At 50.5% G+C, this 20,387-nt stretch carries 19 protein-coding genes; 5 read left to right on the top strand and 14 right to left on the bottom strand.

Annotated elements, in window-relative coordinates:
• Positions 1-8 precede the first annotated feature (8 nt).
• Entirely contained in the window at positions 9-512 is a 504-nt protein-coding gene (locus BD_RS01390) for a response regulator (protein ID WP_011162897.1), read from the top strand.
• A gap of 52 nt (positions 513-564) precedes the next feature.
• Complete coding sequence (locus BD_RS01385) at positions 565-972, top strand: OsmC family protein (protein ID WP_011162896.1); 408 nt, start codon at positions 565-567, stop codon at positions 970-972.
• On the opposite strand, the gene pbpC is transcribed toward BD_RS01385, so the two are convergent.
• Positions 973-2,991, bottom strand: coding sequence for a penicillin-binding protein 1C (gene pbpC / locus BD_RS01380; RefSeq protein ID WP_011162895.1), 2,019 nt, complete (start codon positions 2,989-2,991; stop codon positions 973-975). It lies immediately after the preceding gene.
• Positions 2,988-8,456, bottom strand: coding sequence for an alpha-2-macroglobulin family protein (locus BD_RS01375; protein ID WP_011162894.1), 5,469 nt, complete (start codon positions 8,454-8,456; stop codon positions 2,988-2,990). Before BD_RS01375 ends, pbpC begins: the two co-directional genes overlap by 4 nt.
• 242 nt (positions 8,457-8,698) lie before the next feature.
• On the opposite strand from BD_RS01375, the gene BD_RS18385 reads away from it, so the two are divergent.
• Both BD_RS18385 and BD_RS01370 read left to right on the top strand, forming a co-directional pair.
• Complete coding sequence (locus BD_RS18385; RefSeq protein ID WP_015089486.1) at positions 8,699-8,821, top strand: hypothetical protein; 123 nt, start codon at positions 8,699-8,701, stop codon at positions 8,819-8,821.
• A gap of 57 nt (positions 8,822-8,878) precedes the next feature.
• Complete coding sequence (locus BD_RS01370) at positions 8,879-9,448, top strand: superoxide dismutase family protein (protein WP_011162893.1); 570 nt, start codon at positions 8,879-8,881, stop codon at positions 9,446-9,448.
• Between the two features lie 28 nt (positions 9,449-9,476).
• On the opposite strand, the gene BD_RS01365 is transcribed toward BD_RS01370, so the two are convergent.
• Genes BD_RS01365 through BD_RS01355 form a run of 3 tightly spaced genes read right to left on the bottom strand, consistent with a single transcriptional unit; the run spans position 9,477 to position 11,764 of the window.
• Positions 9,477-10,457, bottom strand: coding sequence for a fumarylacetoacetate hydrolase family protein (locus BD_RS01365; protein WP_011162892.1), 981 nt, complete (start codon positions 10,455-10,457; stop codon positions 9,477-9,479).
• A 23-nt stretch (positions 10,458-10,480) separates the two neighbouring features.
• On the bottom strand, positions 10,481-11,038 hold the full coding sequence (locus BD_RS01360; RefSeq protein ID WP_231839243.1) for a porin family protein: 558 nt from the start codon (positions 11,036-11,038) through the stop codon (positions 10,481-10,483).
• A 54-nt stretch (positions 11,039-11,092) separates the two neighbouring features.
• Entirely contained in the window at positions 11,093-11,764 is a 672-nt protein-coding gene (locus tag BD_RS01355; protein WP_231839242.1) for an LTA synthase family protein, read from the bottom strand.
• Between the two features lie 118 nt (positions 11,765-11,882).
• On the opposite strand from BD_RS01355, the gene maiA reads away from it, so the two are divergent.
• The gene (gene maiA / locus BD_RS01350) at positions 11,883-12,539 is read left to right on the top strand and encodes a maleylacetoacetate isomerase (protein ID WP_041583431.1); all 657 of its coding nucleotides are present in this window, start codon (positions 11,883-11,885) and stop codon (positions 12,537-12,539) included.
• A 27-nt stretch (positions 12,540-12,566) separates the two neighbouring features.
• Here the strand turns inward: maiA and cyoE are convergent, their stop codons facing one another.
• The 9 genes from cyoE to BD_RS01305 all read right to left on the bottom strand — a co-directional run bounded on the left by cyoE (position 12,567) and on the right by BD_RS01305 (position 20,378).
• On the bottom strand, positions 12,567-13,445 hold the full coding sequence (gene cyoE / locus BD_RS01345) for a heme o synthase (protein WP_011162888.1): 879 nt from the start codon (positions 13,443-13,445) through the stop codon (positions 12,567-12,569).
• Between the two features lie 7 nt (positions 13,446-13,452).
• A complete protein-coding gene (locus tag BD_RS01340; protein WP_011162887.1) occupies positions 13,453-13,788 on the bottom strand; it encodes a cytochrome C oxidase subunit IV family protein in 336 nt (111 codons plus the stop codon).
• 3 nt (positions 13,789-13,791) lie between these two features.
• A complete protein-coding gene (locus BD_RS01335; RefSeq protein WP_011162886.1) occupies positions 13,792-14,457 on the bottom strand; it encodes a cytochrome c oxidase subunit 3 family protein in 666 nt (221 codons plus the stop codon).
• Positions 14,444-16,051, bottom strand: a complete 1,608-nt coding sequence (gene ctaD, locus BD_RS01330; RefSeq protein WP_011162885.1) for a cytochrome c oxidase subunit I — start codon at positions 16,049-16,051, stop codon at positions 14,444-14,446. The genes BD_RS01335 and ctaD overlap by 14 nt, the downstream gene beginning before the upstream one ends.
• Before the next feature lie 10 nt (positions 16,052-16,061).
• Positions 16,062-17,018 (bottom strand): cytochrome c oxidase subunit II, encoded by a 957-nt coding sequence (gene coxB / locus BD_RS01325; protein WP_011162884.1) that lies wholly within the window; start codon positions 17,016-17,018, stop codon positions 16,062-16,064.
• Between the two features lie 6 nt (positions 17,019-17,024).
• A complete protein-coding gene (locus BD_RS01320; RefSeq protein WP_231839241.1) occupies positions 17,025-17,882 on the bottom strand; it encodes an SCO family protein in 858 nt (285 codons plus the stop codon).
• Positions 17,883-17,918: 36 nt separating this feature from the next.
• Positions 17,919-18,455: a c-type cytochrome gene (locus BD_RS01315; protein WP_011162882.1), complete on the bottom strand. Its 537-nt coding sequence runs from the start codon at positions 18,453-18,455 to the stop codon at positions 17,919-17,921.
• 148 nt (positions 18,456-18,603) lie between these two features.
• Complete coding sequence (locus tag BD_RS01310) at positions 18,604-19,380, bottom strand: alpha/beta fold hydrolase (protein ID WP_011162881.1); 777 nt, start codon at positions 19,378-19,380, stop codon at positions 18,604-18,606.
• The gene (locus BD_RS01305; protein WP_231839240.1) at positions 19,377-20,378 is read right to left on the bottom strand and encodes an alpha/beta fold hydrolase; all 1,002 of its coding nucleotides are present in this window, start codon (positions 20,376-20,378) and stop codon (positions 19,377-19,379) included. The genes BD_RS01310 and BD_RS01305 overlap by 4 nt, the downstream gene beginning before the upstream one ends.
• Positions 20,379-20,387: the final 9 nt, after the last annotated feature.

Genomic DNA, 20,387 nt, shown 5'->3' with positions numbered 1-20,387 from the left:
AACCAAGGATGGCTGCGCCACAAGAAGAGAAAAGCCGATTGCTCATCGTCGAGGACGACTCTGATATCCGTGAGCTGTTGAAGCATTTCCTCAAAGAATTTGTGGATGAAATCGTGGAAGCCGAGGACGGCTCTGCCGCTCTTCAGTTCGTCAAAGCCCAGGAATTCGACACCATCTTGTCTGATATTGAAATGCCCCATATGAACGGTCTTAAGTTTTTGGCTTATGTGCGCTCTTTGGGTCAGATGACTCCGTTTGTGGTGCTGACTGCTCACGGTGATCATTCCCGCGCCCTGGAAGCTCTTTCTTTAGGCGCCTTTGACTTCATCACCAAGGATTCCAAACGCAAAGTCGTGATCGAAAGCGTCTGTGCGGCTTTGAAGTTCGGCCGTGAGATGAAGTCCTCCAAAAACGATGCTGTGAGATCCTCTCACCTTCGAAAAATCTATGCGGATATGTCCAAGTCTTCCGAAATGAGACTGCGTAAGATTATCGAGGAAATGTCGTCCTAAGATTTGACCGGCTCCCGATTTGAGGCCATGTTAACTTCACAGGAGTTGCCCCATGGTTAAAATGTCCGGAGTCTATCAAGGTCACAAACACAGTGAAATCAAACACGGCCCATCCGGTGCCGCGCTGGAAACTGACGCCCCTAAAGACAACAATGGCAAAGGTGAATCATTTTCTCCGACCGATCTTGTGGGTGCCGCCATGGGCAGCTGCATGATGACGGTGATGGCTATTGCCGCCGAAAAAGACGGCGTGGAGCTGAAAGGCGCCCGCTTTGAAGTGGAAAAAGAAATGGGCGTAAACCCGCGCCGTATCGTGAAGCTGAATGTGGTTCTTCACATGCCTCAAAGCATCCCGCACGACTACAGAAAGAAACTGGAACAAATCGCCATGACCTGCCCGGTGAAACAAAGCGTTCACCCGGACATGCAGGTTCCGGTTTTGTTCCACTATGACATCTAGTTATTTCACCAGAACAGAAACCTCGGCCACTTTGCTGTCTCCTTCATAAAGCACAAAGTGGTGACGACCCAGTGAAGGCGACCATAGATAAGACTCGGTCGCCTTTATTTTTTTGTCTTCGTTGATTTTCCAGTACAGATCTTTCTTCAAAGAATTTTCCACCAGCAGCGGCATCTTCTGATTGCCCGCCGGGATCGCCGGATCCAGCGCCAGCACCATGCCATCCTGCGGATACAAAATCCGCGCCCCCGGATAAGCTTCAGGCTGAGACTCTTTGACCGGTACGACTTCAGCCATTCGGGCTTCCGACGGATAGTGATCCTGCAGCCAGATCATGGTGCGCTTCCAGATCGGGGCCGCACCACTGACGCCCATCACATTCCACATGGGTTCTCCGCTGAAGTTTCCAACCCACACACCGACAGTGAAGCGGTCATTCATGCCCACACACCAGTTGTCGCGCATGTCTTTGCTGGTGCCGGTTTTCACCGCCGCCCCCGGCAGTGCCAAAGCTGAATCCAGACCAAACCCCAAGGCGCGGTTCTGATTGTCGGACAGGATTTCTTTCACTTCGCGTGCACTGGCAGCCTCAAACACTTCCGTGGCTTCGGCGGTTTCCTGGTGAGGTTCAAACTTTAGCGACGACAAGAATCCATCCTGCGCCAAGGTTCGATAACCTTGCGCCAGATCTTCCAGGGTCACATCCGCCACCCCCAGCGCCAAGGCCGGGCCATAGTGTTCGGGTTCTTCCAGGTTTCTAAAATTCAGAGCCTTTAACTTTCCCCAGAAGGATTCATCATTCAAAAGTTTAAAGGCCTTCACGGCCGGAACATTCAGTGAAGATCCCAGGGCCGTCTTCACCATCACCCAGCCATAGAACTGACGGTCGTGATTTTGGGGTTTGTAAACTCCCCGGTCAAAGACGATATCCACAGCGGAATCCTCAAGCCAGGATTCCGGATTCAACAATTTCTTTTCAAATGCCGTGGCATACAAGAATGGTTTTAATGTGGACCCTGCCTGTCTTAGGGATTGCACCCCGTCGACATAAGGCGCGCTGGAAAGATCACCGGATCCTCCAACATAGGCAAAGACCTCGCCGGTGCGGTTTTCAATCACAATCACCGCGGCATCATTCACGTTCTGTGCCTGCAGCCTGCGAATCTGGGAAGTGATCTGTTCCTGGATATAGCTTTGCAGATCGCGATCCAGGGTTGTTTGGATCTGCCCACGACGGCCTTCTTTGGAAAACCGCTGGGCCAAGTGCAAGGCCTGCTGATTCTGAGAAATCATCTTCTGCGGCTGAATACGACTGATGCTGTCTTTGAAGGTCGCACACAGATCTGGTTCCTGCCAGCAGGCGCGCTTTTCCCACTGGGCTGTTTCAGAATTTGGTGAACGAATCAGGACCGACAAGAGGGTCGCATCCACCCGGGAAAGATCCGCTGCACTTTTACCAAACATCATCCACGAGGCCGCGTTCACCCCGCGCAGTTCCCCGCGGAAGCTGACCAGGTTCAAATAGCTTTCCAGGATCTGCTCTTTGCTCCATTGGCTTTCAAGCATCATGGCTGCGAAAGACTGGCGTATTTTTCCGGACAGCCCCTGCCAGGTTTTTTTATTGGGATGAAGCAGCTTCACCAACTGCATGGTGATGGTGCTGGCCCCGCGCGGGGAATCCTTCACACTGCGCTGATACACCGAAGCTGCCATCGCCAAGGGATCCACACCCCAGTGATGGAAGAAGTTCTTATCCTCGGATTTTAGCAAGGCCGTGATCATGGCCGGAGCGATATCCTTGTGATCCGCCCACAACAATGTGCGCTCTTTCAGATCCTGGCGCCACTGATGCAAAGGTTTGCCATTGCGGTCCACCAGGAAAAGATCGGAACTGACATAGGATTTTTTCACCGAATCATAGGCTGGCAAGGAAGGCACGCTGCTGGCAATGATGGCCACACCAGCCACTCCCCCCAGCACCCCGGCCACTGCAAGTCCCCAGATCAGTTTCTTTCTCATTGCACGCTCCAGACCGATTCTGGCAATTCAGCAAACAGATCCGGGCTGTACATGGCTTCGACCCGTGGAGCTGGCAGCACATAGGTTCCTGACTGATTGATACGCAGGGTGTATTCCATCACCTGTTCTTCTTGCGGGAACCAGGAATGATAGAAGCGAATCAGTTCAGACTTTCTTTCCACCGAAGTGGCGTAAGAAGCCTGAATCACACTGGCACCCGTTGGAATAGGGTCTTCCACCACCACCCATGTCTGTGGGGCCTTGGCTTTGACCTTCAATTGAACCTTGGCGATGTCCCCGACACTCCAGCGGCCTTTTTCTTTCTGTTCAACCGCCGTGATGGTCTTTTCGACGTTAAACCCGGCAAAGACCGCTTTAGTCACCGGCACCGCGGCCTTGACTGAAACCGTGATCCACGGACGACCCGCGCCCTGCTGATCCATTTTCAGCTCGGCCTTGTCCTGGCGCCAAGGAAGACTCAAGGAACCAGAGCTGCCTTTGGACCAAGCATACTTTTCAGACGCGCCGGCAAGCTCGGCCACGAAGGTGCCTTCGACTTTCTCTTTGCCATAGTGTTCTTGCAGGCGTCTCATCACAATCGCGCCCCAGGCGTTGTCTGAGGTCAGGGCCCAGGCCCCTTCTTGTTGAAGAAACCAAGCCCCCTGATAAAGGCGAGGAATATCAGACTGCCACTGTGGAAGCTTCATCATGGTCAGAATCAAACGCAAGACCGAGCTTTCTGAATCGCGCATCAGCCACGGCATGGATTCCAAACGCTCGTCTTTAAACTGCAAACGCTTGGCCGAGAAATAGAACCGATTGCGCAAAATGGATTCGATATCTTTCAGGGTTTGTTCGCGGCCTGGGATGTCTTTTTCCCACAGATGAATCTGATACCATTCAATCAACGTGTACATCGGCCACTGATTCGGCGAATACTCAACCGCCGGGATGGTGGCGACATTCAGTCGGCGATAGCGGGACAGAGTTTCCATAACGGTGATCTTTTTAAGAACACTGTCGGCGCGATCGGCTTCATGACTTTCACGCAGGCGGCCTTCTGCATAAGCGTTCATGGCATCGAGCATGCGGTTTTCATGTTCATCGCTGAAAGTGAAGCCCGCTTCATGCGCGATATTCAAGACGTAAGCTGTCAGATTCACACTGCCGGAAACGGCATTGCCAGGGAAGTAGCGCAGCAGCCCGTTGCCATCCAAATAGGTATCAAGCTTTTCTTCCAGCTTCTGCCAGGACTTTTTGTCATTCAAAGACACAGTTCTGGAAACCTGCTGTTCAAGGCATGAATAGACATAGTTCTTCCAGAATTCACGAATGCCTTCCGAGGAACCACCCAACGAACTTTTCAATTCAACAACAAGAGAACTTTGGGCAAGATCCGCCCCGGCAGGCTGCTGCAGGGAAAGTTTCTTGAAATCAGGCCAGTTGCCGAATTCGCTCTGATAAATTCTTGCCACACGCACCGGAAGAACCTGCTGGGTCTTTTTGATCTCATCCACCGCACGACCATCAGAGGTGCGCGCACTTAAGACATATTCCAGCTGAGAAGCCCCGGCAGGAACTTTGATTTTCCAGAAGATCTCTTTGGCTTCACCCGCTGCCAAACGCAATGTCTGCACCGGGTGTGTTCCCGCATTTGGAGTCACTGCCAGATTCAAATTCAGATTCTGAATCTTGTCCGAGGCATTTCTCACCGTGAAGCCTGCCTGGAATTCATCGCCATCACGAACCACCGAGGACAGCCCCGGCATGATCATGACGTCTTGGGACGACTGAATGGATGTCCAGCCCGTGCCAAACTGATCCTGCCCCTGCAGCGCCACTGCCACAATGCGGAAGCTGGTGGTGGAGTCATTCAGTTTGATATCCACTTTGGCTTCGCCTTTGGCGTTCAGTTTCACACTTGGGTTCCAGTACAACAAAGTATCAAACAACTCGCGGCGCAGGCCTCCGGCACCGTCACCGCCAATCGGCACCGCTTTTAAACCAAAGTGACGACGACCCACCACTTGGGTCTGCGAGGTCGCAGTCTGCACCGTGTGCGGGCGTAAACGCATCATCGAAGACAGCAAATCCCAGGAATCATTATCGCGCAAAGCCAGCAGCCCTTCATCCACCGCCACCAAAGCCACTTCTGCACTAGATGCTGGGCGCCCCTGACTGTCCTTCACACTGATGGTGACCTGGGATTTCTGACGGGCACTGTAAGTCTTTTTGTCCGTAGCCACAGCGACCTTCAAAGTGTTTTCTTTCCAGCCCACTTTGATTTGCGCAAGGCCCAGTTTGTAAGCGGGCTTCGCCAAGTCCACCAACGCTGTTGGCTTAGGATCCGCCAGTCGTCCCCGGATCGCAAAGGCTGATACCACCACATTCGGAGCGTATTCTTTTTTGATAGGAACACGAACCACCGGACTGTCGCCGCTGACGTCGATGACTTCTGAATGCAAAATGCCATCACGTTCGACCGTCACCAGAACTTTGGCCTGCGGGAATGGTGTGCGCAGCTGGAACTCGGCGGTTTCACCGGGTTCATAGGTTTTCTTAAATGGAATCAGATCCGCGCGATCATTGTCTTCAGATCCAAACCACTGATTTTCACCGGGACGGATAATCCATTGAGTGACGTTGCTATAGCTCGTGCGGCCTTGGGCATCTTTTCCAGACACCACTGCAATCACGGAACCGGAAACCTTGGTTTTCCCCTTACACAGGAACTGTCCGCTTGTATCTGTGACCCCGCGACACAGTTCGCCGACCTTTTTGTATTCACGGAAATCTTCATAGGCATAGAAGCCACCCACCAGACGCTTACGATGAGTGTAATAACGGCTGGTATAGAGATCGACCTGAACATTCTGATTTTTCAGTGGGCGCTGCTGCAGATCCAGAGCGACCACATCAAACTCCACCTTATCCGGAGTTGCGGACCAGCCGCGGGACTTCATCCCCAGAACCAAGGACGAAGACCACAGCGGGAACGTGCGGCTCAGGGACTGAATTTCGCCATTCGGGTCTTTGTATTCAATTTCAGTGCGCAGATTCTGCGGGGCTGCTGCGTATTTGATCCCCGAGATGGATTCCTGGGCCACGCCTTGTTTGTTCAATTTGAAATCACGCGTGCCGCTTTGCGGGACATGACGCTGAATCTCTTCTTCGCCCTGACGGAACAGACCTTCACTGACAGCACCGTTGGCGAAAGCATATTCCTGGAAGTCTTCATTTTGTGGCGAGAAGTATCCGGGCTCAACGTTCCAGCGCATCTTCACTGGCAATTCCCCGGCAGGCCCCCCGGCAAAGTAAGTGCCCGACACCTGAACCGGAATATTCTTTTCCTGCACATAAACCGGCTTTGTTCCATCCAGTCTTACCTGCATTAAAGGCACACGGAAGTTTTCCACTGCCACGTCGCCGATGGCAATGTTCATCGCTGGTGTGTCTTTTTCCAAGGTCAGGGTCCAACGGCCCAGCTTCGCACCCGCAGGAACCGGCCAGGTTAACAGGGCCACGCCAGTTTTTTTATTCCAGGTCAGAGGCAGCTTGAAAGTCTGAAGTCCTGAATCATGGGCCACCGTCAGATGAGTCGGCCATTCATTCCCTGCTGGTAAAGAGAAGCCAGAAAGGCTGGTCTTACGCAGAACGATCTTTGCTGACAGCTTTTCTTCAGGCTTTAGCAAGGTGCGATCCAAAACCGCGTGGCCCAGCCATGGGGAATCCGTTTCGCCTGAGCGAATCTGGAAGCGCCAGGACTCAATGCCCTTATCCCAACTGGTGTGCGTGAAACTGAAGTCATCGCCTTTTTCTGCCATGGCAAAGAAGCCACCATAAAAACCGCTTTGCGGATCGGTCGCCCAATCATCAACAGGTTTTGTGAACTTGAATGAAGCCCAACCCCGCGCATCCGTGGTCGCGCCGGAAATAACATTTCCGGCATTATCAAAGATGGACACCTTCGCGCCCGCGATCACCTTGGTGGTTTTAAGCTCTGTCACCCACACCCAGGCTTCGTTGCGCGTGTGCTTCACGTGCACGGACATGTTTGTCACAAGCCCTGCCGAGCGCACATAGAAAGGTTTCTTCTGATCCAGCAGGTTTTGCCCCAAGAGCGGGCTTTTCATTTCCACCACATAGAAACCCGAAGCTTTCAAAGGAATTCCCACAACCTCCAGGTCGGTGGCTTTCGCCGGCTTATCAACTTTGATTTTCTGCGTGGTTTTTCCCTGCCAGTTTTTCATGGCTTCTTCGCCGTAAGGATTGCGCATCACTTCGCCCAGCGCTTTGATGACGGACTTAAAGTCATTGGCCTTCAACTGCCCCGTCCAGCCTGCAAACTGAGTGTCCACAGACTTTTCCACGCGACGCAAAGTCACAGCCATCGCGGCTTCAGGACCGGATTCGATCACGCCGAAAGTGGAGGAAAACTTAAGCAGTGACGGATCTTCCCCCGTTTTTACTTTTAACGGGAACTGAGATTGATTGGACAAAAGACGGTCATCCTCGTCTTTCATTTTTGCCGGAATCACAACAGTGTACTGGCTGTTGGCGACAAAAGGTCCCTTGAATTCCAAATAACTGACCGTATCTTTGCCACCCGCAGCTGCATCCAGATTCGTGGCTTTGATTTTCTTTCCGTCGGCGGACTGGATATAAACTTCCTGCGCCAGCTTCGCCGAAAATGCGGAGGACGAGTTCAGGCGCATTCCCATCAAGGGAACACATGGGCGGTTCGCAGCTTCACGATCACAGTTGAAAGACAGTTTAAAAGGCTCACGCACATTGAACTCAAAAACTTCATCTTCTTTCGAGGCATACCCGGAAGGAGACTGCACCGACTTCGACCACACCAGACTGACACGTGCTCCGGCGGGGAATGGGCGCTGCGCTTTCAAAACGACATAGTCCCCTTTGAACAGCTCTTTTTCGTACCTGTATTCGCTTTCCGCCGCCTGATAAGTCTTCGTGGCTTCGCCCCCGGTGATGACTTGCACTGGAACACGGTCCCCCAGTCCCTCGATCACAAAGTACACACCCGCAGCCAGGGATTCGGTTTTTACGGCTGAATCCACAAAGACCACAAAGCTCTGCTCGGGATCCACATCGCGGTAGGTTTGCGGGAAGATGTTTTTGATGTGCGGCCCGCCGGTGTTGAAACTGAAAGTCTGTGCATGGACCTTCACTTCACACGATTGTCCGCCAGCCAGAGGTTCGGTGAAATCAAAGACCCAGTTCTTGGTGTCGATCCAGCGGCCCTGTCCTTTTTTTGCGTCAAAGCAAGAACTCTGCACCGGGGAATCCAGTTTGATCTCGCCAAATCGGACCATCGGTTGATTGAATTCAACCCGCACTTGCTCGACAGACTTTACAAACCCCTGTGGAGTGAATGTCTGTACCTGAACCTTTTGCTGAGCAAAAGACACCGTGGTTAGAAGAGAGAAAAACAAGCTGATCATAGGCGAACTCCTTCTGCCTCTTAAGCTTGTCTGCGGCTTTCTGGAAGGTCACTGGATGATGCCCTATGCCGACGTTCTCAAAGGGCTTTCATTCTCAAAACTGGACTTAGTTCCGTATTCAACCTCATCTCGAAATCACAAGGGAAAGACATAAGATTTTCTCTATGAGGTGATTAGCTTTTATCTATTGGTGAGATTGCGCAGAACCATGAGAAAATCATTCTCAGTAAAGGGAGGTCACTATGACGACTCTTGAAACGAGAGCTATTCTGGCTCCGAAAATTCGCCTTGGACGTGTGGTAATTTACTTCTATCTGACCACATTCATCGTAGTCGGTATTATAGCCTATCTGGCGAATGGCTGATGACATCAACTAAGGGATCAGGGACAATATTCAGCACAACACTGAAAGGGGATCCCTATGAAAAGAATGTTGCTTGTCAGTTTGTTGGCCGTTGCGATGACTTCTTGTATGTACAAATCAAAGAAGGCGGAAGCTCCAGCCCCTGCTGAATCCACTCCAACCCCGACGGCGACAGCCGCTCCTCAAAAAGCCCAAGCGGTTCTGAAGACCATCAAAGGTTCTAAACTGAAGGGCATCATTCACTTCACCGAAGGTGATGGCGAAATGAAAATCGAAACCATGGTTGAAGGCATTAAGCCTGGCCCTCATGGATTCCATATCCATGAAAAAGGTGATTGTTCTGCTGCGGACTTTTCTTCAGCCGGTGGCCACTTCAATCCGACCAAAGGATCTCACGCAGGTCACGACGGTCATGGACGTCATGTGGGTGATATGGGGAACCTGATTGCTGACAATAAATCCAAGGCGATCACAACTTTGGTTATCAAAGGCATGACCATGAAGCCAGGTGCTGAAAGCATTATCGGTAAAGCGGTTGTGATTCACGCGGACAAGGATGATTTGAAATCCCAACCGGCAGGAAACTCTGGTGCGCGTATTGCGTGTGGAGTGATTCAGGCCCTTTAAGCAAGGGCCCGAAAGAACGGGTGAAGGCTTAAACAGCCTTCACCTTCTGGAAGATGCGTCCGAAGATGCTTTCACCTTGAGCGTTGAACATTTCCATTTCAACGGTGTCGCCGGACTTCATAAATGGCGTTTTGATCGCGCCTGTCTCGATTTGCTCAATCATGCGTTTTTCCGCCAGACAGCTTGAACCATTGGCGTGATCTTCATTGGAAACAGTTCCACTGCCGATCACGGATCCAGCCGCCAGATTGCGGGTTTTTGCTGCGTGAGCAATCAACTGACCAAAGTGGAAGTGCATGGCGCCTGCATTGGCTTTACCAAAGAATTCCCCATTGTACTTCACGTTCAGAGGCAGATGAATGCGCCCGTCTTTCAAGGCTTCACCCAGCTCGTCTGCCGTCACAGCAAACGGAGCCAGGGCTGATGCCGGCTTGCTTTGGAAGAAGCCAAAGCCCGCCGCCAGCTCTTCAGGGATCAAACCACGCAAAGACACGTCATTGATCAGAACATACAGACGGATGTATTTCAGTGCTTCGTCCGGTGTCACACCCATTGGCACGAAATCAGTCACCACACCCACTTCACCTTCAAAGTCTGTCCCGTGCGCGAAATCACGCTGAGGGATGTCTTCGGTCGGCGCCAGGAATTGGCCACATTCGCCCTGATACATCAAAGGAACGGTGCTCAATGTCTCTGGCAGTGGAGCTTTGCGCGCCATGCGCACCAGCTTGATGTGATAGATAAAAGCAGAACCATCAGCAAACAACCACGTGCGCGGAAGCGCAGAATGGAAGTCACCTTCTTTAACGGCAAATGCACCGGTCGCTTTGCCCGCATTCAAGTCGTCAGAAAGTTTCTTCAGGGAAGCTTCTTTCTCGGACCATTTTTCCATCGCCTCACGCAAGGAAGGGGCAATCGCCGTGGCCTTCACCGCGGTCTTCAGATCGCGGCTGATCACACACAATTCACCATCCATGCTTTGAGACGATTTAAGAGAACCTAATTTCACGTCGTATCCTATTCAAAAAATTCTTAGTCAAAAGTGATCTGCAAGTTCGCGCCCACCGCGCGGTAGTTTTTCAGACCGTCTGCGGCGTCACCGCTGGCAGTTTCATAGTACAAAGTCGCGCCCAGTTGCGGGGCAAATTTGAAGCTGGCACCGAAGATGATCGGAGTCAGTGGCGATTTTACATCGTTCACCTTACCGACTTCAGCATCGCTGTCCAGATTCAGACCCAAAGATACACCGGCGAACACGCCTGCGTATTCTTCGAATTTGTACATAAGCGCCACTGGAACATCCAGATAGTTCATGCTGATCTTGTTTTCATCACCAGTCGCATCTGTTTCAACAATCACCGGTCTTTGAGTGTAAAGCAGACCTGTGCGCATGTGCCATGCACCGGAGATCGGGAAATGAGCTGTTGCACCGAACTGGAAACCCATTTGGGATTTTACAGAAGCCAAATTAGAATCCACTTCACCGGACTGCTGACGAATACCCACTTCCAAACCATAATCAATATCTGCCATCGCAACGGATGACATCATACCCAAAACCGCCATCACTGTTAGAGCCAACTTTTTCATTTTAATCCTCCTAAAGGCTTTCATTGAAGCCCTCAAATAGTCCCATAATTTTAATTACTTATCAAAACACCACACAGCATTTAGTGCCATCTCGTTTATAACCTTATCCAGCGACACCTCGCTGTGCTCCAAAGCCAGATGGTGTGCTTCAACGGTTCCACGAGCGGCCAAAACAATCATCACCAGGGGAAGCAGCACACGCCACAGGACTTCAAACTTCGACCCGGCCTGTGGAGAATACTCGTCTTTCCACTCCCCGAACTTAAGGCTTTTCACCAGCATGTATCCAAGGCTGAACAAAAGAACTGTGATGATACAGAAGATCCAGGACTGGTTCGGCGGCATGGACTGGAACTGTTCCAGCCAGCTTTGCATGTTCCAGGAATTGTAATCCGCAAAACACATGCGTTTTCCGTACTTCGCGAAATGGAAGAAGTCCACAAACGTCAACGCGCAGATCAGGAACCAGACAATCGTGAAATAGACTTTATAAAACAGAAAGCCTGCGCGCGGCCATTTCTGCAAAACCGCCTGAATCATCACCAGAAAATATAGCGGGATAAAAAGAAATCCAAAAATCAAAAGATCAAAACGGAAGCCGGCCAGGAAGGACTGGGCAATTTCAACAAACGCCGCATCCGGAGTCGCATGAAAGACCGAAAGAAAATAGAGATTCAGTCGGAATAAGGTCATGAAGACGATCATGGCAAAAGCCAGGACTGCCATTTTCAGAAATACTTTAGAGGAAAAACGCAGAGAAAAGATAAAGCGATTGGGCATCGAAAAGTCCTTTGACTGAAAATCAAAAGCAGAATGAAATGTGAGGCTCAATAGGAGTCAGTATATGTCCTCGATAGTACTTTACAACTATTTTCGAAGCTCCACTTCATACCGTGTTCGTCTGGCTTTGCACCACAAGGGCCTGGCCTTTGAATACAAGCCCATCAATCTTTTGAAGAGCGAACAGCTGACCCCCGAATACAAAGCCATCAACCCACTGGGCGGTGTTCCCACGCTGGTTCACGACGGCAAGATCATCCCGGAATCCTTTGCCATCATCGAGTATCTGGATGAGGTCTTCCCACAAACCCCACTGATGCCGAAAGATGCCTACAAACGTGCCCGCATCCGCCAAGTGTGCGAGGTGATCAATTCCTTTATGCACCCGATGGCCAATCTGAAAACCCTGAAGTACCTGACCAGCAAACACGGCTACGATCAGGACCAAAAAGACGAATGGGCCCAGCACTGGATCTATCAGGGCTTGGAAGTTCTAGAAACAACCCTTAAAGAGTTCTCTGGAACTTACAGCTTCGGCGATGAAATCACCATGGCCGACATCTTCCTGATTCCGCAGCTTTTAACGTCTCAAAGATACAAAGCCGACATCACCAAATTCCCGACCCTGGTGAAGATCAACAACAACTGCCTGAAGCTGGAAGCTTTCAAGAAAGCCCACCCCTTCAATCAGATGGATACACCCGAAGAATTCAAAAAATAAAAAAGGCCCGGAAACGGGCCTTTTCTTTTAGTTATGATGAATGAAGAGGAAGTTCCATTTATCAATCACCGGGATGATGATGAAGACTAACATGGAAACGTTGAGCCACATAAAGAAGGCCAGCCAACGTTCAGTCCCATTGGACTTGTAGTAGCGATAGAACTCTTGCAGAACCTTGAACACAAACGGGAACGTCAGCAGAACAAACATCCAGCTGGCGTGAACAAACATCGGCGCCGCCAAAGCCACACCCACATAAACTAAGGTGTAAAGGCCGACCTGGAACATGGTTTTTTCCATGCCCAAAGCCACCGGCAAAGTCGGAATCCCGCCCGCTGCATAGTCATCTTTGTAACGGATTGCCAGCACCCAGAAGTGCGGCATCTGCCACAGGAACATGATCAGGAACAGATACAAAGACTCCGAGTTGAAGATGTCCGGATTTGCCACCGCGTAACCGATAGTCACTGGCAAAGCCCCCGGGATCGCCCCCGGAACGGCCGCAAAGACCCAACGGCGTTTCCACCACAAAGTATAAGGACCGTTATAAAGGAAAACGCAGAACAACCCCACCCAGCCGGCCACAGGCTCCAGCTTGAACAGCATGTTCATACCGACCAGCAAAAGACCTACCGACAAAATACCCGCCGCTGCCGGCTTGATTTTACCGGAAGGGATCGGACGCTTGGCTGTACGGGGCATTTTTTGGTCGATCTTCCAGTCTTGAACCTGATTGAGCGCAAGAGAGCCCGAGCTGAGGAAATAAATCCCCAGCAGGGTTTCTAAAAAGATTTTCCAATCAAAGGGATTTTCGATCTGAAAACCAGTGGCATAGCCGGCCAGTCCCGCTAGGACTGAGAAAACGACTATGCCAAACTTGGTAAGATCTGCGTAGATTCGTAGCACGATAATCTTACAGCGGGCTGACTTCGTGAACGCGAGTCGCGAAGTCGATCGCGCAGATCGCGAACAGCAACGCCAGGAAGAAGAAACCAGATGCAAAGACAAAGCGATTCATCTTGGTGTCGTCTTTCAAGTGCATGAACCAAAGGCAGACCAATGTAGCCTTAACCAAAGCAATCAGGAACGCCACTGGCGCAGCCAAAGCACCCAATTCAGCTCTGAAGTTGTGGGCGATGATTGTCAGGAAGGTCAGACCGAACAAAGCCAGGGCAACTTTGAAGTAAGTTGCCAGTGGCGTGATGTGCGGATGAAGAACATTCGAATTACTGTCGTTATGTTGAGCCATTTGTTACCCCACCAAATACAGAAGAGGGAATAGGAAGATCCAGATCAAGTCGACGATGTGCCAGAACAAACCAACACCCTCTACCACGATCCAGTACTGACTGTGGAAATCACCGCGCATTGTGCGGATCAAACACCAGGTGATCAGACCCATACCCAACAAGACGTGGATACCGTGCAGGCCCGTCATCACGTAGTAGAAGCCGAAGTACAAACCAAGGTTTGCGTGTTCTGCGCCCACTTTCGCAACATCCAGGAATTTACCCGGGAACAGACCCAGGTGGAATTTATGCTGGTATTCGAAGTACTTGATCACCATGAAGATCGCGCCGCAAAGTACAGTCGTTGCCAGGGCAAGGACCGCTTTTTTCTGCTGGTTCTTCTGGATGAAGGAGATCGAGATCGCCATAGTGAAGGACGAGAAGATCAGAACCAGGGTATTTACGAAACCCATCTTCCAATCAAGAGACTTCGCACCTTCAGCGAACATCGCCGGATATTCATTGTGATAAAGAGCGTAACCCACAAAGATCGCACCGAACATCAGGATCTCTGTAAGCATGAACAACCAGATACCCTCTTTACCAGAGGAATACTGTTGCTCAGCCGTTTTAAAGTGGTGAGCTACGTGTGCTGTGTGAGCGCCGTGTGCTGTATTATCTGTACTCATAAGGCCCCGCTGTTACTACTGGTTCAACACTGAAGTTGTCATGTGGAGGAGGAGAAGCCGTCTGCCACTCCAAAGTTTTAGAGCCCCAAGGATTCATCGGAGCTTTTTCACCTTTCAACAGACCCTGAACGATTGTGTAAAGACCGAACAGGAAGCCGATAAGGATCAACCAAGAACCCACTGTGGAGATCTTATTCAGGTTCTCGTACGCCGGGATGTAGTCGAAGTAACGACGAGGCATACCCATCGCGCCCAGAACGAACTGAGGGAAGAAGGTCACGTTGAAACCGATGAAGATGAACACGAAAGAAATACGAGCTGTGGTTTCGTTGTACATCTTACCGAACATTTTCGGGAACCAGTAGAAGTAGCCGCCCATCAATGCCATCAAAGTACCACCCACCATCACATAGTGGAAGTGAGCTACCACGAAGTAAGTGTCGTGGAAGTGTACGTCGATTGGCAAAGTCGCAAGCATAACCCCAGTCACACCACCGATGGCGAACAGGAACATGAAGCCCAAAGCATAAAGCATCGGAGACTGGAAGGACACGGAACCTTTATAGAAGGTCGCAACCCAGTTGAACATCTTGATCGCCGTCGGAACCCCTACCAGCATTGTCAGGAAGGAGAAGATGATGCCGGTCGTTTCAGACTGACCGGACACGAACATGTGGTGACCCCAAACAAAGAAGGATACAGCCGCGATACCCAAAGAAGAGTATGCAATCGCCGTGTAACCGAAGATGACTTTTTTGGAGAAGGTCGTGATCAGCTCAGAGATGATACCCATTGCCGGGATGATCATGATGTAAACCGCAGGGTGAGAGTAGAACCAGAAGAAGTGCTGGAACAATACCGGGTCACCACCCAGTTTAGGATCGAAGATACCGATACCTAGGAATCTTTCCACCGCCAAAAGAAGCAATGTGATACCCAGAACCGGAGTCGCCAGCATCTGAAGGATCGCTGTTGCATACAAAGACCAGATGAACAAAGGCATTCTGTGCATGGTCATGCCAGGAGCTCTTAGTTTGTGCACGGTCACGATGAAGTTCAGACCCGTCAGGATGGAGGACATACCCATGATGAAGGCTGCAAGAACCATCATCGCTGTCGCTGTACCCGTTCTGATAGAGTATGGAGTGTAGAACGTCCAGCCAGTGTCGATTTTAGTAGTGAAGAAAGTTGCAATCGCCAGGATCGCACCCGCCATGAAGCAGTACCAGCTTAGCAGGTTGATTCTTGGGAAGGCCACGTCCTTCGCGCCGATTTGCAAAGGCAGGAAGAAGTTACCCAGGATCGCAGGGATACCAGGAACGATAACCATGAAGACCATGATCGCCCCGTGATATGTCATCACCTGATTGTAAACGTCACCGTTAGCCAGGATCTGACCCACGTTTGGAGCCGCATTTGGAGCAAAAAGTTCCAAACGAAGCAACAGGGCCATAACCCCACCGATGAAGAAGAAGAACATAACAGTGATGAAGTACATCAAACCGATACGTTTGTGATCGACAGTAGTCAGCCAGGACCAGATGCCTTTTTCAAAATTAATATAGTTGTCGCCGTGAGCTGTAGTTTTCGCCATGCTCAACTCCTTACTTCAGATTCTTGATGTACTCGACAAGAGCACTCAATTCGTTTTCGTTCAGCTGACCCTGGAAGGTGGGCATAACGCCCTTAGGGAAGCCTTTAACGATGTGTTTGTTGGGCTCAAGGATGGATTCGCGAATGTAGTTTTCGTCGAATACGATCTTGGAACCATCATCCATAACTTCTTCGTGACCAAATTTTTGGAACAAAGAAGGACCGACCATTGTTGCAGGGCTGTCCACTGCGTGGCAGGACGCGCAGGCTTTAACCGCAAACAATTTCTTACCTTTTTCACCCAGTGGCAGGAATCTTTCTTCCTGACCCTGTTCCAGGTATTTGTCGAAGTCTTCACGGGATACAACTCTCAACTTACCGATCATGCCGGAGTGAGAAGTACCGCAGTACTCAGTACAGAACAGGTGGAATTCGCCCAGCTTGTCAGCTTTGAACCACAAAGCTGTGTAACGGCCTGGAACCGCATCCTGTTTAATACGGAAGGATGGAACGAAGAAGGAGTGGATCACATCAGAGGAAGTCAGAAGGATCTTCACGTCCTGATTGATTGGTACCACAACCTCATTCACGGTTTTGAAACCGTTCTTGTATTCAACTTCCCAAGCCCACTGCTTACCCAATACGTTGATTTCCAACGCATTTTTAGGCATCGCGCGCATTTGGTGATAGATGTACCAACCCCAGCCGAACACACCCAGGAAGATTACAAGTGGAATGAATGACCACAAGAACTCCAACGCTGTGTTGTGAGAGATATAGGCTGTCTTGTCGTTGGAAGACTTGCGTCTGTATTTCCAAACGAAATAGATCATCCCACCGATCACTAGGACGCAGGCGATCAAACTTGTTACAAGCAAGAATCCATAAAGATTGTCGACCTGCTTCGCAATCTCGGTTCCCTGCGTGGGCATGAAGGATTGGGCCTTCGCAATATTAAACCACATCATGTACCTTTATCTCCCCGCCGTATTGTTCTGCTCTCTGCGAGCGCGAATCCATACAGGCAATAACCAAATTACCATCACCAAAACCATCACCGCTCCGCCCATCTTCATTACGTTGAAGGCAACAAGCGTGTACTTGCTTTGATGTGGGTCATACTTAAAACAATAAAGCACCAAGCTGTCGACGAAGGTTCCGATTTTACCATCGGTCGCTTCGTTCAGAGCGATCTTGATGTCCTGAGGATTAAACATAATCCCCGGCAGATAGCGCGAGATCGTTCCGTCCGGAGTGATCACAATCGCCGCAGAGGCGTGCGCCCACTCTTGAGCTTTCTCGTCCCATCTGAACTTGAACCCCAGTGACTGCATCATTGCCTGCACTGTGGATTCGTCCGCCGTGATGAAGTGCCATTCTTTTTCAGAGCCGGCGCGGTCATACAGCTTCATGTAAGTCTGTTTTTTGTTTGCCGCCAAGTCGGGAGTTTCTTTTGAGTCAAAACTCACAGACAGCAATTTAAACTTCTTACCAATCGTCCAATCTTTATCCATCAACTTGAGCGCGTCGGTCAGACCGTTCAAGTGGAAGTTACAAAGACCCGGACAGGAAAAATACACCGGTGAAATGATCACCGGATGTTTACCGTCGAAGAAAGACCCCAGCGCCACTTCCTGGCCGTTGTCGTCTTTCACTTTCAAAGTCAGGTCGATTTTAGTACCCAACTTTTCGTCGATACCCACGCCTTCAAGCTCTTTGGGCTGCTCGTTGGCAACCATCGGAGCCGGCTTGCCGTCGTAGGCTTGAGCACTTGCTGAAAACAAAACAAGAACGGCCGTTGTCAGTACCGCTCCCATTGTCTTTGTTTTCAATACCAGCTCATTGGCAAGCATTAATTAAATCCTTAATTATTGTGCGGTTTTTGCAAACTCAGCAACTGCAGCAGGATCGTCTTTAGATTTATTTTCAGTGATAGAATCGATGAAATGGATCACGGCCCAGCGGTCAGCAGGCTTGAAATGAGAGTACGCCGCCATAGAGGAACCTTTGATACCATTTTGCAGAACTTTAAAGTGAGCAATAACGCCTTCACCTTGAGTCCATTTACCCTCAACCAAGTTGCGTGGTTTTGGATTCAAAGCTGCACCCGCAGCACCGTCGCCTTTGCCTTCGTTACCGTGGCACATAGCGCAGTTTGTAGCGTAGAACTTTTTACCGTAAGCAACCATTTCCGGAGTGGAAACCCAAGGATCTGGAACTTTGGTGATATCAAAGACAGGAACAGCGCCCTCTACTGCAGGGGCATTTGGATCTACAACGTTCTCGCCAAGATCAACACCTTTATTGATCGCAACGATGTAAACGAAGAATGCACAGACGAATACCATTGAAAAGGCAAACGCCAGCAGACCACTACGGTTATACTCATCTCTAGGCTCAGACATAGGTTGGCACTCCCTGGGGGACGCAAAGTAGTTTTGTCACAGTATTGTAATATATTAAACGATAACTAACCGAAAACAGGCAGATGGGCAACCTATTACGCCGACCCGGTCGAGTTGATTTTGCGCGGCGCAATGCGCCACGCAACCACTAAAACAGATAACTCCGAGTGATGTTCACAAAGACTTCGGGATTCTCGATATTTGGGCAATGTCCCAAGTCAGGGATTTGCGCGAATTTACCGCGCGAAAACAGTGCCGCCAGAGCTTGAGAATCAACCTCAGAAAGCAGCTTGTCGTGCTCCCCGTGAAGCACCAAAACTTCGTGTTCCACGGACTTCAAATCCTCGCGAACATCAAGCCCATCAAGGGCTTTAAGCACCCAGTGACCGATGGTTTGCACGGCCTTATAGGCGTCCGCCACCACCACTTCCTGGAAGTATTGGGATTGAGGATTATTATTATGAATCGTGGATCCAATCACCGCCGCCGTCAGCGCCCGATCTTGTTTCATCTGCTCAAACGCGGTGATCATCGAAGCATCAAATGTGACGCCTTGTGCCCCGACAGGATCAAGCAGGACAGCCTTTTTAAAAAGAGTGGGTGCTTTTGACAACATCAGTGCCGCAATCAGCCCCCCGGTGGAATGCCCCACAAGGTGATACGGACCCTTATTCAACTTCTTGAGCAACGCGATGAAATCCTCGGCAAACAGGTGCATGTCGACTTCGCTACTGTCTTTAGGAGCGGCACTTTTACCGCACCCGCGGAATTCAGCGTAAATCAAAGAACCGGAATAGTTTTTCCCTGCCGCATGTTTTTCCCAGAATTCCTGCGCCGGATACCACCAGCGGTTGGAAGCCAGGTTCCCATGGATAAAGAAAACACTTTCCGGAACCAGCCCGTCGACAACCTCGTGATGAATCATTCGCGACCCACCTGAATTTCTTCCTGACCGCTGCGAACTTCACCGCGGAAAGGATATCCTTCAAAGTCACGGCCCTCAGAAAGCTTTTTGTTGCCGGAAAGAATCTGATAAACCCAGGCCGCCGTGAAATTCGGAACCGCTTCCACCATCTTGTGTTCAGAACCGTTGATATACAAACGGCTGGCGCGGGATTGTTCCGGAACTGCATCCCAGTATTCATCCAGCACGCTGGTGTTGATGTACTGATCCTGACGCGCAATCAACAAATGCAAGGACTTCGCCGGAATGGAGCTGGTCAGATCTATCGGGCGGTATTTGCGAATCCCCTGAACCAGACGGAAGGTGGCTTCCAGCTTGAATGGATTTTCAAGCACGATGGGTTCTGCCTGCGGGTAGGTCGCATAGATGATCTGGTGCAGATAATAATCATACAGATCATCATCGGACATTTTGTTGAACGGGAAAATCTGACGAGTCGCCCAGATCTGCGCACGAATCCACTGATCCTGACCATCCAGCGGGCGCGTGAACGGCGCCATCATGATCAGATTTTTCACCAGGGATGGATAAGCGGCGGTGAAGCCTGCAGCCACACCACCGCCATAAGACAGTCCTGCAATATTGTAAGGACCTTTTAAATTCATTTTATCTAACAGCGACTTCAGATCAACAACCTGATCCTGAACCGGAATCGGTGCCACCACCGGAGCATACTTCAACAAAGTCTGCCCCTGCCCGATCGGATCATAGCGCAAAACGCCGACACCTTTTGCCAGCAGTGCATTCACGAAAGAATCCCACTGGCGGGTGCTGTAAGTCAGACCATTGACCAAAACAACGGTGGGCTGTTTTTCTTTGGCCGGAACATAATCCACAAACAACTCTTTTTGCGGAGCAACCTGAACGAAGCCTTTGAACGCTTCAGCCTTTGCCAAAGATTCCAAGGACACAAAGAAACCTGATACCAAGACACTCAAAGCCAAGAACAGAAATCTCATCGAAGTCAC

The organism is Bdellovibrio bacteriovorus HD100 (genome assembly GCF_000196175.1).
Classification (GTDB): domain Bacteria; phylum Bdellovibrionota; class Bdellovibrionia; order Bdellovibrionales; family Bdellovibrionaceae; genus Bdellovibrio; species Bdellovibrio bacteriovorus.
The sequence above is the reverse complement of the archived record's forward strand: the minus strand, read 5'-3'. Positions and strand labels throughout refer to the sequence as shown.